At 63.9% G+C, this 14115-nt stretch carries 11 protein-coding genes; 9 read left to right on the top strand and 2 right to left on the bottom strand.

The features are described 5' to 3' along the window. The first annotated feature begins 489 nt into the window (after positions 1-489). From VF515_04440 to VF515_04450, 3 genes are all read left to right on the top strand, one after another. Positions 490-756: a type II toxin-antitoxin system ParD family antitoxin gene (locus tag VF515_04440; GenBank protein ID HEX7406883.1), complete on the top strand. Its 267-nt coding sequence runs from the start codon at positions 490-492 to the stop codon at positions 754-756. Then, positions 753-1067, top strand: a complete 315-nt coding sequence (locus tag VF515_04445; GenBank protein HEX7406884.1) for a type II toxin-antitoxin system RelE/ParE family toxin — start codon at positions 753-755, stop codon at positions 1065-1067. Before VF515_04440 ends, VF515_04445 begins: the two co-directional genes overlap by 4 nt. 146 nt (positions 1068-1213) lie before the next feature. Beyond that, positions 1214-1582, top strand: coding sequence for a hypothetical protein (locus VF515_04450; GenBank protein HEX7406885.1), 369 nt, complete (start codon positions 1214-1216; stop codon positions 1580-1582). Positions 1583-2023: 441 nt separating this feature from the next. Here VF515_04450 and VF515_04455 read toward each other — a convergent pair whose 3' ends face one another. Beyond that, a complete protein-coding gene (locus VF515_04455) occupies positions 2024-2974 on the bottom strand; it encodes an LLM class F420-dependent oxidoreductase (GenBank protein ID HEX7406886.1) in 951 nt (316 codons plus the stop codon). Positions 2975-3253: 279 nt separating this feature from the next. Here VF515_04455 and VF515_04460 point away from each other — a divergent pair, with 279 nt between their 5' ends. The 6 genes from VF515_04460 to VF515_04485 all read left to right on the top strand — a co-directional run bounded on the left by VF515_04460 (position 3254) and on the right by VF515_04485 (position 13221). After that, positions 3254-4264, top strand: coding sequence for a 4Fe-4S dicluster domain-containing protein (locus tag VF515_04460; protein ID HEX7406887.1), 1011 nt, complete (start codon positions 3254-3256; stop codon positions 4262-4264). A gap of 20 nt (positions 4265-4284) precedes the next feature. Continuing rightward, positions 4285-7062, top strand: coding sequence for a molybdopterin-dependent oxidoreductase (locus VF515_04465; protein HEX7406888.1), 2778 nt, complete (start codon positions 4285-4287; stop codon positions 7060-7062). A 105-nt stretch (positions 7063-7167) separates the two neighbouring features. Further along, positions 7168-8412: an MFS transporter gene (locus VF515_04470; GenBank protein HEX7406889.1), complete on the top strand. Its 1245-nt coding sequence runs from the start codon at positions 7168-7170 to the stop codon at positions 8410-8412. Further along, positions 8409-11258 (top strand): molybdopterin-dependent oxidoreductase, encoded by a 2850-nt coding sequence (locus tag VF515_04475; GenBank protein HEX7406890.1) that lies wholly within the window; start codon positions 8409-8411, stop codon positions 11256-11258. Before VF515_04470 ends, VF515_04475 begins: the two co-directional genes overlap by 4 nt. A gap of 22 nt (positions 11259-11280) precedes the next feature. Beyond that, positions 11281-12531: an MFS transporter gene (locus VF515_04480; GenBank protein ID HEX7406891.1), complete on the top strand. Its 1251-nt coding sequence runs from the start codon at positions 11281-11283 to the stop codon at positions 12529-12531. Positions 12532-12798: 267 nt separating this feature from the next. Beyond that, on the top strand, positions 12799-13221 hold the full coding sequence (locus tag VF515_04485) for a helix-turn-helix transcriptional regulator (GenBank protein ID HEX7406892.1): 423 nt from the start codon (positions 12799-12801) through the stop codon (positions 13219-13221). A 165-nt stretch (positions 13222-13386) separates the two neighbouring features. Here VF515_04485 and VF515_04490 read toward each other — a convergent pair. After that, positions 13387-14115 (bottom strand): replication-associated recombination protein A (locus tag VF515_04490; GenBank protein HEX7406893.1); only part of this gene is annotated, 729 nt, incomplete at its 5' end.

A 14115-nucleotide genomic window follows, 5' to 3' on the forward strand; every position in this document is an offset into this window, starting at 1 on the left:
ACCCATCCGAGCACGAGCCACGGCCAAGCCAGTTGCTCGTACAGCAGAAACGCGAAGGCGCTCGCTAGAACGGCGGCGCACTCAACCAGACGCGGGCGGGACACCGGCAAGGTCAGGGCGTCGTATCCTGCTCGCCCTGTAGCGGAATGTCCGGCTTCAGGACCGGCTGGGGAGGCTCCAGCATCCGCACGGGCAGGCCTGGGGGCCCCATCTCGGACGGGACGACACGGTCCTTGGGCTCCACTCGCAGCTTCGTCGGTCGACTGTCACTTGCCATCGGCATTTGTGACCGTGGCTTATCATATGAGGAAGGCTTCAAGCCAGGCAAGCGGCGGCCGCTGATACCTCCAGACTGCCGAAGACGGAGTGTTCGGCACAAAGCGACCGGCCCGGCCACATCGGCCCGCCTCACAATTCATGCGCAATTTTTGACTCGTTTCTGATGCAGTGGTATCCTGGCTCCTGATGAAAAAAACCAAGGTCTCCACCATGAACTTTTCCCTTCCGCCCGCGTTGCGGAAGCAGCTCGACCAGAAAGTGCAGCGCCTCGGCGCCTACAGCTCCACGAGTGAATACCTCCGTGAGCTTGTCCGGCGCGACCTGCAACGCGACGCCATCGCGCAAGTTGACGCACTCCTCAGTGAAGGCGAAACCTCCGGCTCCCCGGAACCGATTGACGAACACTGGTGGAAAAAGCGTCACGCCGATCTCGCCAAACACCGGCGCGCACAGGTTAAGAAATCGAAGCGTGCGTGAGCCTCTCCCTGGACATCCGTCCACAGGCACGCCGCGACGTCAACAAGATCGCCGCCGACCTCGACGACTACGACCCGGCCGCCAGTGCCCGCTTCTTGGCTGACGTCCGCGCCGCCTTCGACCGCCTGACCACCTTCCCCGGCCTCGGTCAGCTCTGGCGAGCCAACGACCCGGCGCACGCCGATAAGCGGCGCCTCGTGCTCCGCACCTTTCCGGTGTCCATCTTTTACCGAGCAAGCGCAACCACCATCACGATCGTCCGCGTTCTCCACCAAGCGCGGGACATCCCCCCGCTCCTCGGAGATCTCTAGTCGCACCGTGGTCGGTTGGACCAACAGCACCCTCATACGTTTGCCATGCAGCCCCATAAGCGGTCCGCCGGGCACTCACGTGACACAAGGAGTTACGGATTGCCACTCAGCGTGCGGAATCCGCAAACCGGCAGCTGGCGACGACCGTGTCACGGCTAATTACTCATCTCCAGACCCCGGATGCCGGCTCGGCGTGCAAGGCGGCATTTCTCGCGACCGGCCTGCTCGCCGAGAGCGAGGCATACGTATTGTGGGGGTACGGCCACACTGGCAGGGCGTTGCACCGGGCGCTGCTGGCGCACGGCAAGCGGCCCGCCTTCATCGTCGAGGTCCACCGCGGGCGCCTGGGCAACCGCATACATGGGGCGCCGGTCATCGCGCCGGAGGAGTTGGTGCGTCTGCGAGGCTATCCAGTTGTCGCCTCGGTGGCGGGAGAAAAGCCGCGCCGACAGATTCGCGCAGCGATGGAAGCGATGGGTTTCGAGGAAACCCGGCACTTCGTCTGCGCCGCGTGAGCTGGTGAGGAAATCACGCTCGGGCCACGCCTGATCTACGCAATTGCGGCGTGGGGGCTTATTAGCCGTTCAAAAGCACGAGCGAACAACTCGTGGCTAGACTGCGTCTCCGCGGTTGCCGCCGCAAGGATGGCCCAGCTGACTTCGTTATCGGCGTAGGCACTCACATCGAACCCGCGCCACTCGAATCCCGCGCGCAGTTCACGAATAGCCACGGCGCTGGTTCTGCGGAGCTGCGCCAGACTGCTCTGTACGTCTATTGACAAGCGGCACCTCTCTGGTGGAACCGATCGTCAGGTCCACGGAAGCGAGAGGAGAGCAAGCCTCGCGCCAAGCCGTCTTCCAGGATTTCGGTGAATCAGTTCCGAAAACGGTTCTCAGCAACGGCAAGCAGACGATGCTCCACTTTCCCGGTTTGGAGTCGGCGGGCGAGGCAGACCGCTAGCGGCGCGACTTCACGACCGGCACCACCTCCTCGGCAAAAGCTTGGATCTCGTCGACGAAGTAGGGGCTGAAGGTCATGAAGATGAAGTGCGTGATGCCGGCCTTGAGGTAGCGCTCGACGGTGTCCAGGCACTCCTGTTTGTCACCGATCATGATCTGGCGGCGCGCCTCCTCGGGGGATTTCTGGTTCATGCTGGCAATCAAATTGCACATGAACTCCTGGCGCGGCGGCGCCGCCTTGTAGCACAGCGGCAGCATCACCGTCTTTTCGATGGCCTCGGTATCCCGGCCGACGGCATCACCGTGGCGCCGGATGATGTCAATGAGTTCGCGCATGGTCTCGGCGTTGCCGCCGGCGTTCCACATGTCCGCATGCTTGGCGACGATCTTGAGCAGCACCTTTCTGCCGGTGCCGCCGATCATGATGGGCGGATGCGGCTGCTGGACCGGTTTGGGAAGGCACATGGCGTCGGTCACGGTGTAATGCTTGCCGTGCACCGTCGTCTTCGGCTGCGTGAACATGCCGCGGATGATTTGGCACGCCTCGTCCAATGCGGCCAGGCGGCCGGGCAGGGTTTTGTAATCGATGCCGAAGTTGCGGTGTTCGAGCTCGAACCAGCCGGCGCCGATACCGAGGTTGAGCCGCCCGCCGCTGATGTGATCCAAGCTGGCCGCCATCTTGGCGGTGATGCACGGGTGCCGATAGGTGTTCCCGTTCACCAGGTGACCGATACGCGCCCGGGTAGTGGCTTGCGCCAACGCGCTGAGCGTCGTCCACCCTTCGAAGCACGGGCCTTCCGGATTGACGAAGATGGGATAGAAGTGATCGAAGTTCCACAGCGAGTCGTAGCCCCAGGCGTCGGCTTTGCGCCACAGATCCACCATCTCTGCCCATTCCACGTTTTGCTGGCCCGTTTGTATCCCAAACCGGATTGGATGCTTCTCCACGGCGGTGTCCTTTCATCGGTACGGGCCCCGATGCGCCATGCTCAAATACAGCGAACCGGCCCCGCCCTCACTGAGATGTGAGATGCAGCCTATACCGGTTGCAGGCTAGGACCAACGGGGTCAGCGCCTGGACGAACGCCGGGTCGAGAGAACGAAGTTTCCCAGCCGAACCTGATCTCCGTCACCTTTAGTATTGATCAGTATCCTACGCCGCGTCCCTACCGAACGGTAGGAAGGGCGAGCGGCAAGACACGGCGTGCACTCCCAGGAGGAGGAAGTATGGGCAAACAGCTGGCAATGGTTTTCGACCTCAATAAATGTATCGGCTGCCAGACATGCTCGGTTGCCTGCAAGGTCCTGTGGACCAACCAGGACGGCAAACGAGACATGTGGTGGTGTTCGGTCAACACCCAACCCGGGCGTGGGACCCCGCGTGATTACGAGACCATGGGCGGCGGCTATGACGCCAACGGCAAGCTGGTCCTGGGCCAGGTACCCTTGCCCGAGGAGTTCGGCGGGGCCTCTCAGTTCAACTGGGAGTCGGTGCATCAGTCTGGCAACGGAAATCATGTGCATTTACAGCCCAAGAATGGTGAGCCCACATGGGCGATGAACTGGGATGAGGACCAAGGGGCCGGGCAGTACCCGAACGCGTACTTCTTCTATATGCCGCGCCTCTGTAATTTCTGTTCCAAGCCGAGTTGTGTCGAGGCCTGCCCGAACGGCGCGATGTACAAGCGCGACGACTTCGGGGTCATCCTCCGCGACGAGAACCTCTGCAAGGGCGCGCAGCAGTGTGCCCAGGCCTGTCCCTACAAGAAGATCTATTTCGACGCCGTCCGCAAAACCAGCCAGAACTGCATCGGCTGCTTCCCGCGTCTGGAACACGGCGTCGCGCCCGCCTGCGTGCGGCAGTGCCCGGGGCGCGCCATGTTTGTTGGCTTCCGCGAGGATACGAGCACCATCCGCACGCTGGTGGACCGCTACAAAGTCGCGTTGCCGCTGCATCCGGAATGGAACACCGAGCCCAACGTCTTCTACGTACCGCCCCTGTCGGCGTTCGTGGTGCGTCCGGACGGCACCATAGACGAATCGCAGCGACGCATCCCGCTCTCGTACCTCGAGTCGCTGTTCGGTTCCGACGTCGGGCCGGCCCTGCGGACGCTGGAGGAACATCTCGCCAAGCGGCGTCGCGGTGAAGCGTCGGAGCTGATGGACACGTTGATCGCTTACAAATGGACCGAAGTCCTCGGCCCGTTCGAGCGCGATCCGGCCACCATCACCTGGTAAGAAATCAAAGGAGCATGGCCATGACTGCGAAGCCAACGACGACAGAACAGCGCGCCTCCGAGGACACCTACCGTAACCTCTGGAAGTGGGACAAAGTTACCTGGGGTTGTCACGCCGTCGATTGCTATCCGGGTGGTTGCCCGTGGCGGGTGTACTCCAAAGACGGCAAGATCGTCCGCGAGGAGCAAGCCGGGATCTTTCCGACCATCGAGCCGGGCGTGCCCGACATGAATCCCATGGGCTGCCAGAAGGGCGCGGCCTGGAGCCAGCAGCATTACAACGAGGAACGGGTCCTGTACCCGATGAAGCGCGCCGGCAAACGCGGCGAGGGGAAGTGGCAGCGGGTGTCCTGGGAGACGGCGTTGAACGACATCGCCGATGCCATCCTCGACGCCGTCAAGGATCAGGGACCGAACTCGCTCTACCACATCGGCACGCCGGGCGAAGGCGGCACGCAGCAAATCCTCTGGAACAATTTCTCCGCCCAACTGGGTTTCCAGGTCACCGACCTGCAGGCCGAGATCAACGACTTCAGCCCTGGCATCTACACCACCTTCGGCAAGTTCGATCCGGCTCCCGGCGCCGACGACTTCTTCCACAGCGAATTGGTGCTGATCTGGCACGCGAACCCGGTGTACACCAACATCACCTGGTACCACTTCATGCAGGAAGCCCGGTACAACGGTGGCGAGGTCGTCACCATCGCGCCGGACTTCAGCCCGTCGGCCGTGCATGCCGACTACCATGTTCCCATCAACATCGGCACGGACGCCGCCTTCGCCAATGCCATGTCACAGGTGGTGATTGCCGAAGGATTGATGGACGCGGACTTCGTCAAGAAGCAGACCGACCTGCCGCTGCTGGTACGCACGGACACCCGTCGTTTCCTGCGGGCTGCGGACATCGCCGGCGGCAGCGACGAGCAGTTCTACTGGCTGGACGCCAAGACGAACAAGGTGTTTGAGGCCCCCAGGGGCACGCTGAACCCCGGGACTGTGGACCCTGCCCTTGACGGGTCCGCCCGCGTCAAGCTGGCGAGTGGCGTCGAAGTCGAGGTCCGCCCGGTCTTCTCCCTGCTGCGCGATATGCTCAACGCGCGGTACACTCCGGAGAAGGCCCAGGCCATCTGCGGCGTGCATCCCGACACCATTCGCCTCATGGCCCGGAAGATTGCGAAGCGGAAAACCCGGATCATGATGGGCTGGAATTCCGGCAAGTACTATCACGGCGACCTGATGGAGCGGGCGATGATGCTCATCCTCGGACTCACCGGCAACTGGGGGAAACACGGCACCGGGGCGCGCAGCTGGGCCGTCGGCCTGAACGACGGCATGTTCACCGTCCTGCTCAAATCGCAAGCCGGCCCCGAGATGACGCTGGCGACGCGGGCGATGCATGACGCGATGATCCAGATGATTATGGAAGCCGATCCGACGCTCACCGATGAGATGGCGAACTACCAGGTCGAGCGGACGATGACGGAGATGATCGGCTTCGCCACGCCCCCCGCCTTCTTCTGGTACTACCACTGCGGCTACCGCGAGATCTGGAACCGCCCCGGGTACAACGACCCGGCGATGAAACGCTCGTTCGACGCCTACTTCCAGGAGGCTCTGGACAAGGGCTGGTGGGAATCGGCCAATCGGCACGCCAAAACGGCGGAGCCGCGCTTCCTGATCGAGGTGGGCGGCAATCTGTTGCGCCGGCAGCGCGGCGGCGCCCGTATGCTCCTGAAAAACCTCTGGCCGAAACTCAAAATGATCGTCTCGGTCGACTGGCGCATCAACACCACCGGCCTGCACTCCGACTACATCCTGCCCGCGGCGCAGCACTACGAGAAGATCAACCAGCCGTACTCCAGCCCCATGCACATGCATGTCCTCCTGATCGACAAGGCCGCGGAGCCACCGGGTGAGGCGCGCAGCGAGTGGCAGATGATCCAGGGCCTCGCCAAGGCGCTGCAAGAGCGCGCCAAAGCGCGTCACGCGCAGCCGTGGCTGCGCAAGAATGGGGAGCCGGTACCGCTGGAGGATCTGTGGAGTTGGATCACCAAGGGCGGCGACCTGAAGGAGGATGCCAAGCTCATCGACGAGGTCATCCGCGACAGCGCCATCATCGGCACGATCCCGGCCGACTCGACCTTGGACACTATGCGGGAAAAGGGCGCGGTGCGCGCCATCGGGTGGGGCAACTCGGCGATGATGGTGTGCCAGCAGTCGCCCATCGAGCCCAACAAAACGCACACGCCGTTCCGTAACCACGTCGAACAGCTCAAGCCCTACCCCACCCTGAACCGCCGCGCCTCCTTCTACATCGACCATGAGTGGTACCTGGAGGCGGACGAGGAAATGCCGGTGCACAAGGACAACCCGCACCACGGCGGCGAGTTTCCCCTGCGGCTGACGAGCGGCCATCCGCGCTGGAGCATCCATTCGATGAACCAAACCAGCAGCATCATGCTGGGAACACAGCGCGGCTACCCGGTCATGTACATGAACCCCGACGACATGAAGGCACGCGGCCTCAGCGATGACGACGAGGCCCGACTGTTCAACGACCTCTCCGACATGCGCATCCGCGTGCGCTACTCTCCGGGCACCATGCCGGGCCAGGTGGTGATCTACAACGGCTATGAGCCCTTCCAGTTCAAGGATTGGAGGGGACCTGAAAACGTCGAACCGGGCATGGTCAAGTGGCTCCACTTTGCCGGCGGCTACGGCCACCTGAACTACCGCGGCCTCCACTGGCAGCCGATCCCCATCGACCGCGCCGTGCACGTGGATGTTGCCAAAGCCTGAGTCTCGTGTCACACAGCCCAGGCTCTCTCCCGGTTTCCGGAGAGGGCCTGGGCACAGGCAGCGCAACGGACCGGTGCGACGAGGAGGGGCAGGACGTCATTCGGTATGAGCCGCCAGAACGCGACCGCAGCAGGCGGGTGGCAGTCGTCTTTGCCGCTGGTCATCGCCGGCTTTGTGATTTCGTTCGTCGTCGTGGGCGGAGGGATCGAGACTGTCGGCGTGTTCCTGAACGCCATCTCGGCCGCCAACCACTGGTCGCGTTCAAGTCTGTCGCTCGGGGTCAGTGTCGGTGCGGTGATGGCGGCGCTCAGCACCCCCGCCGTCGGAGTGCTGGTCGATCGTCATGGCGTGCGCCTGCCGATGACGGCCGGGGTGGCGCTGCTGTTCGTGGGCTTTGTCATCCTGATGCTCATGCAGCAACCGTGGCATTTCGTCGCCGCCAATGTTTTCCTCGGTCCAGGCTTCGCCGCTTGCGCCTTGTTGCCGCTGACGATTGCCGTGACCCTTTTGATTCCCGACCGGACGACACTGGCGCTGGGGATCGTCGCCGCCGGGACCAGCGCGGGCGCGCTCGTCCTTGCGCCCCTCCTGCAGGCAGTGATCGAAGCCACCGGCTGGCGCAACACTTACATTCTCATGGGATCGGCGGTGGTGTTGACGCCGCTGCCCTTCATCGCCTTCGCCTTGCCGCGCGGGCAGCTACGGTCAGCTGCGGCGCGGGAGCCGCAACAGCGACCGCAGGGAAGTCCATTGCGTGACCTCCGCCAGCCCGGGGTCGGCGCACTCGCCGGCGTTATGATGCTGCCGGGCCTGACCGCCTTTTCCGTCTCGGTGCATCTCGTTCCGTATCTGACCGGGCTCGGGCGCACGGGAACTGCCGCTGCCGCCGCACTCGGCGCGATGGTTGGGATTTCCGCCGTTGGGAAGATCGGCGGCGGGCTCTTGGGGGATCGCCTTGGCGCCTTGCGCACCTTGCGTCTCGCGCTCGCGCTCGACGCGATCGCTTTGGTGCTGCTGCACTACGCCAGCGCCTCGGTGGCACTCGGCGGCTTCATCACGCTTTACGGACTGGCGCTCGGCGCACAGATTGCGGTGATTCCGGCGATCGCTATCGGCGTCTTGGGCGCTGAGCGGTTTGGGACGCTCTTCGGTCTTCTCCAACTTGGGACGATGCTGGCGTCCGCCGTCGGGCCGGTTGCCTCGGGTCTGATCTTCGATGCCACCGGGCACTATGCTGGCGCGATCTTGCTGTGGCTCGTCGCACTGATCGCCGCCACCGCGACGGCATTCTGGATTCCACCCGCAAAGACCACGGTGGTGAGCACTCCAGTGAGGCAAGCAGTCGCATGAGTGGACTCACACGTCGTCAGCTTCTGGTTGGTGGAGCCGCCGGCACCCTGGCGCTGTCGCTGAGTGGGCTCGTCGGCGAGACTACCGGCGTTCGAATTCGCACTGAGGCCGAGGCAGCCGTACCCTCCGCGGAACTCTCTTACAGCGGCTGGGAGGACGTGTACCGCGCCGCCTGGCGCTGGGACCGTGTGGTGCGTGGGACGCACTTGCGCGCCAACTGCTTCAGTGCCTGCGCCTTCGATCTGTACGTGAAGGATGGCGTGGTGTGGCGGGAAGAGCAGGCGGATGTTTACGCCCGGCAAGCGGCGGGGCTTCCCGACTACGCGCCCCGTGGCTGCCAAAAGGGCAACTGCTACAGCTCGTTGATGGTGGCGCCCGGCCGCATCACCTACCCGCTCGAACGGGTCGGGCCGCGCGGATCGGGGCAATGGCGTCGCCTCTCGTGGGAGGCGGCCCTGACGCGGGTCGCCGATGCGATGCTGGATGCGGTCAAAGAGCACGGCATCGAGACGGTCGTCTACGACAACGGCACCTCGAACGTCGACTGGGGCCCGAGCTCGGTCGGCGAGATGCGCCTGTTCGGCTTGATGGGCGCCACGATGCTCGACGGCTTCGCCGGCACGGGCGACCTGGCAATGGGCGCCGTGCAGACCTGGGGGACGTCGTTCGTCGATGGCAGCTCCGATGACTGGTGCCGGAGCGAGACGCTCATCCTGTGGCACAGTAACCCGGTGGCGACGCGCATTCCCGACGCCCACTTCATCACCGAAGCGCGCTACCGCGGGACGAACGTGATCACCATCACCCCCGACTATTCGCCGAGCGCCCTGCACGCGTCGCTGTGGATCAATCCGCGTCCGGGGACGGACGCGGCGCTGGCGCTGGGTGTGGCGCGGGGGCTGCTCGAACGCCACGCCGTCGATGAGGCATACGTACGCGAGCAGACCGATCTGCCGTTTCTCGTGCGCGAGGACACCAACCGCTATCTGCGCCAGTCCGACGTATCCGAAGGTGGCCGGGACGATATCTTCTACGTCTTCGATACGCGATCGGGCCAAATCGCTGAAGCGCCCGGCACGTCGGGACGATGGAGCGACTCCCTCGTCCTTGAAAATCTCGTGCCTGCGCTCTCTGGGCGTTTCGAGGTAAAGACCGCGAGCGCAACCCTCGCTGTACGGCCGGTGATGGAACGGCTGCGCGAACGCCTGACGACGTACACACCCGAATATGTTACGCAGGTTACCGGCATCGGCGCGGAAGTGCAGGCGCGCCTGACCGAGGTGCTGGCGAAATCACAGCGGACGCTCATCTACGCCAGCTGGGGCTCCTGCAAGTCGTACCATAGCGACCTGTTGCAGCGCGCAATGATCCTGCTGTCGGCGTTACGCGGACAACATGGCCACACCGGTTCCGGTGTGCGCTTCGCGGCGTGGATCCCCTTCGAGGGCGCCGATGAATTCCTGGGGACCCAGCCCCCGTGGATCCAGCGACAGCTCCTTCGGGCCTACACGCCGCCGCCGCGCGCCATCGAGCAGGCCATCGCCGAGTTTTCACGCACCCGGCTCACCTGGACGCCGTCGCATCTCTTCCTGTACGTGCACGGTGGCCTGGCCGAGGCGCAGGAGTTGGACGGCGAGCGCGACGTGACGCTGCCGCGAGCCCCGCGTGAGTATATGCAGGAAGCACTGGCACGCGACTGGATACCGGTGCGTCCGGCAGCCGATCATCCGCCGCGGGTGCTCGTGACCTCGGGGGTGAACCCGCTGCGGCGTTGGCCAGTGCCGCAAGTGATCGAGCGGGTCCTCTGGCCCAAGCTCAAGCTCATCGTCGCCATCGACACGCGCCTGTCGACCACCGGCATGAAGGCCGACCTTTTGCTGCCGGCCGCCGGGTACTATGAGAAGCGGGGGATCAAATACGCCGTGGCGCTGGCGCCGTATGTCGTCATCGGCGATCGCGCCGTGACGCCGCTGGGTGAGTCGAAGCCGGAGTGGGAGATCATGGCCCTGCTGGCGCGCCGGCTGCAGGAGCGCGCCCGGGAGCGCGGCGTCGAGGGAGTTCTGTCGCAGATCTACGATCAGTTCACGGACAACGGGCGGTACGGCCCGCAGGATGACGAGGCCGTACTCGATCGCATCCTCCGGAACTCGTCACCGACGCGCGGCACGAGCTGGCGCGAGGCACAGAAGGCGGGTGCGATCCAGGTACGCTCCATCGGTCGCTGGAGCACCGAGAACGGCATCGGCAGTGAGGTCGAGCCGCAGGGCAGCCTCAGCCCCTCGCGCATTCACGTCGAAGACAAGCACGCCTGGCCGACACTCACCGGGCGCCAGCAGTTCTACCTCGACCATCCGTGGTTTTTCGAATCCGACGAAGTGTTGCCGCGCTGGAAGCCCCTGCCGGGGGTCGGGGGGAAGTATCCCATCCTGCTTACCGGCGGCCACACTCGCTGGAGTATCCACGCCATCTGGCGCGCCGAGCCCACCCTGCTGCGTCTGCAGCGTGGCGAACCTTCGATGTGGATGTCGGCCGAGGACGCGCGGGCACGCGGCATCGGCGACCATGGCCACGTCGTCGTGCGCAACGATCACGGCTCGTTCGTCGTACGTGCCCGCATCTCACCGGCCGTGGCGCCGGGCGAGGCCATCCTCTACCACGCTTGGGAACCGTTTCAGTTCCGCGGATGGCGCGGCAACATGGAAGTGGTTTCGTCGCCATTCAAGCCCGTGCACCTCGTCGGCAACTACGGGCATTTGCGCTACCGCGTTTTCTCCTCCGGGCCGGTCCACGTGCCGCGCGGCGTGCCGGTGGAGATCGAGCCCGCCGACAACGTGCGACCCGGGTAGGCGGCACGCACCTGGCGTTTACATGCGGCGCGACCTGGGCGCGTTTGAAGACGCAGAGCGGCGGTTTACTCTGCTGTTTCTGCCCGTTGCGCTAGGCTTCGGCGCCCGCATGGCGCTGGTCGCATTTGACGGACCGCTTGCACGTTTCTTCACTGACAACGGCTATCTCATCGGGCTCCTGTTGGCGATAGGACCGTTGATCGCCACCTTCGGCAATCCGATATTCGGCCGACTGTCCGACCGGACGTGGACCCGGTTTGGGCGCCGCATTCCGTACGCCATCGTCGGCGTTTTCCTGTCCACGCTGATGTTGTTTGCAATTCCATTGGCCCCTACCTACGGCATCCTGCTGGCGCTGTTTGGCCTGCGGGCACTGATGCTTTCGATCGGCAGCGGACCGCTGATGTCGCTGGTCCCCGATCTCATCGGGCCACCGCGGCGCGGCCGTGCCATGTCGCTCTTCATGCTCGCCGGCGGCATCGGAGCAATCGCCATCCAGGCTGCCGGCAAAGCCTTCTGGGACAAGAACTTCGCGCTGGTCTTCTACGCCACCGGCCTGATTTCACTGCTCTTCGTGCTGCCGCCGCTGTTTTTCATCCGCGAACCCAGGCTGCGGCCTGCCGAGCCGCAGTCGGCAGCGAGGGGAGGCGCCGTCACCCTGTCGGCGATGGTGCAGGCCCTCACCAATAGCCACCCGATCGCGCTCTTCCTGATGTCGGCGTCGCTACGGTATCTGGGCGGCGGCATGATCATCAGCTACTTCACGCTTTTTGCGGCGACGGATCTTCACGTATCCGTCGGCGATGCCGCCTTGGCGGTGGCTGTCGGCGGGATGATGCGTTTGATCCTCGCACTCCCCGCCGGCCGGTTGGTGGATATCTACGACCGCAAGCGTCTGCTGCTGATCGCCACAGTGGGAACCGGTCTGGTGCAGCTCTTAACCGGGGTTGCGGTACGGAATCTGTGGCAGCTCTATATCGCGGTCGCCGCCAGTACGGTCGCGGGCGTGTTGGAAATGACCGCCGGTGCTCCCTTGTTCATGGATCTGCTGCCGACCAGTCGCCGGGGTGAGTTGATCGGCATGAACATGGTGCTCACCAACATTTTCCAGAGTGCCGGCGCACTGCTTGGAGGGGCACTGTTCGCGTGGACGGCCGGCTATCGCGCCATCTTCCCAATCGCCGCCCTGTGCTTTGCTGTTTCGGCGCTAGTGCTCACGCGTCTTGCGATTCCTCCGGGAAGCACGCTGGCAACGCGGCCCAGCCTCGCCTGATGTCTGCGCCAGTTTGCACAAGGGGCACGTCCTTGCCTTTCTGTGGGTGCTCACATATCGATACATTTTGCTGGAAAAATGCGCTCAGCCGTGATTCCGTTGAACTTGGCCAGCTTGAGCCAGCATGGAAAAGGCAACAAGGAGCGGCCCTGAAAGGGGGGCGGTTGCGCCCACTCTCGTTGTTATGTCATCATTGTAACCGTGAGATGGCAAGTTTGTAGCTGTTATTTCGCAGCCCAGTAGCTATTGAATTTGGAGGGTTCGATCGTGGCTTCCACAACTTTAGGGATGATTCTCCTCCGGCGGCGCCGGCAACTCGAGTTGACCCAGCAAGAGATCGCCCGGCGTATCGGTGTGCGGTCCAACTATATTGGTTATCTGGAGCGCGATCTCCGGCGACCGAGTACGGGAGTACTCGTGAAGCTTGGGAAGGCGCTCGATCTCGATCGTGAGGAACTCTTCTTCCTGGCACATCCGCAAGTACGCAGCTTCATCCACACGGAAGCGCCGGATCCAGCGGAATCGGTCTGGGACCGATTCCGGACGAACAAGCGCCTACATACGCGCCACGGCATCACGAAGGCAGAGCTGAAGGCCCTGCAGCACCTATCAGCCCTTGGAGCTGTGCGTTCGAGCCGCGACTACCTGTTCATCCTGCAAGCGATACGTCAGGCGCTACAGGACGACTAACTGATCGCGCTGCTCTCACGAGCAGCGCCAGCCAAGCTCAGCTCGCGCGTGGAAGCTCATGCCCGGACGCCGTACCGACCCGTTCCGAGGCCAGACGGCTCCTGTCCCGTCCAAGAGTGTCGTCCAGTAGCCCGGCAGCGGTGCGTGCGCCGAAGCCGGCTGAAGTTACCGGTTACGGTCTCGTTCCTTGAGTTCCCGCATCTCTTCGAGCCGCCGCCTGATCTCCCGTTCTGCGCCACTATCTGATGGCTGATAGTAGCGGCGGCTCTTGAGCTTGTCGGGAAGGTGCTGCTGCTCGACCACGTGCCCTTCGTAATCATGGGCGTATTTGTAGTCACGGCCGTAGTCCAGGGCTTTCATCAACGGCGTCGGTGCGTTGCGAAGAGGCAAGGGTACCGGCAGCGGCCCGTACCGTTTCACGTCTTCAGCCGCGGCACACATCGCCATGTACGACGCATTCGACTTCGGCGCCGAGGCCAGGTAGGTCACGGCTTGCGCCAGCGGGATACGCCCCTCGGGCAAACCGACGAAGTGGAAGGCGTCTTTGGCTGCCACGGCGACCTGCAGGGCTTGCGGGTCGGCGTTGCCGACATCTTCCGCCGCGAAGATCACCATGCGGCGGGCGATGAAAAGCGGATCCTCGCCCGCCTCGATCATGCGCATCAACCAGTAGACGGCCGCATCCGGATCGCTGCCACGCATGCTCTTGATGAAGGCGGAGACCACATTGTAGTGCTCGTCGCCGGCCTTGTCGTACAGGAGCACACGGTGCTGCGCCGCTTCCTCAGCGAGCTTCACATCAATCGTCGTCAGTCCCTTGGTCGTGGCGAGGTCGGCCGCTGCCTCTAACGCGTTCAAGCCCAGCCGCGCATCGCCCCGAGCGTAGTCGGCAAG

Source organism: Candidatus Binatia bacterium, assembly GCA_036382395.1.
Lineage (GTDB): Bacteria > Desulfobacterota > Binatia > HRBIN30 > HRBIN30 > JAGDMS01.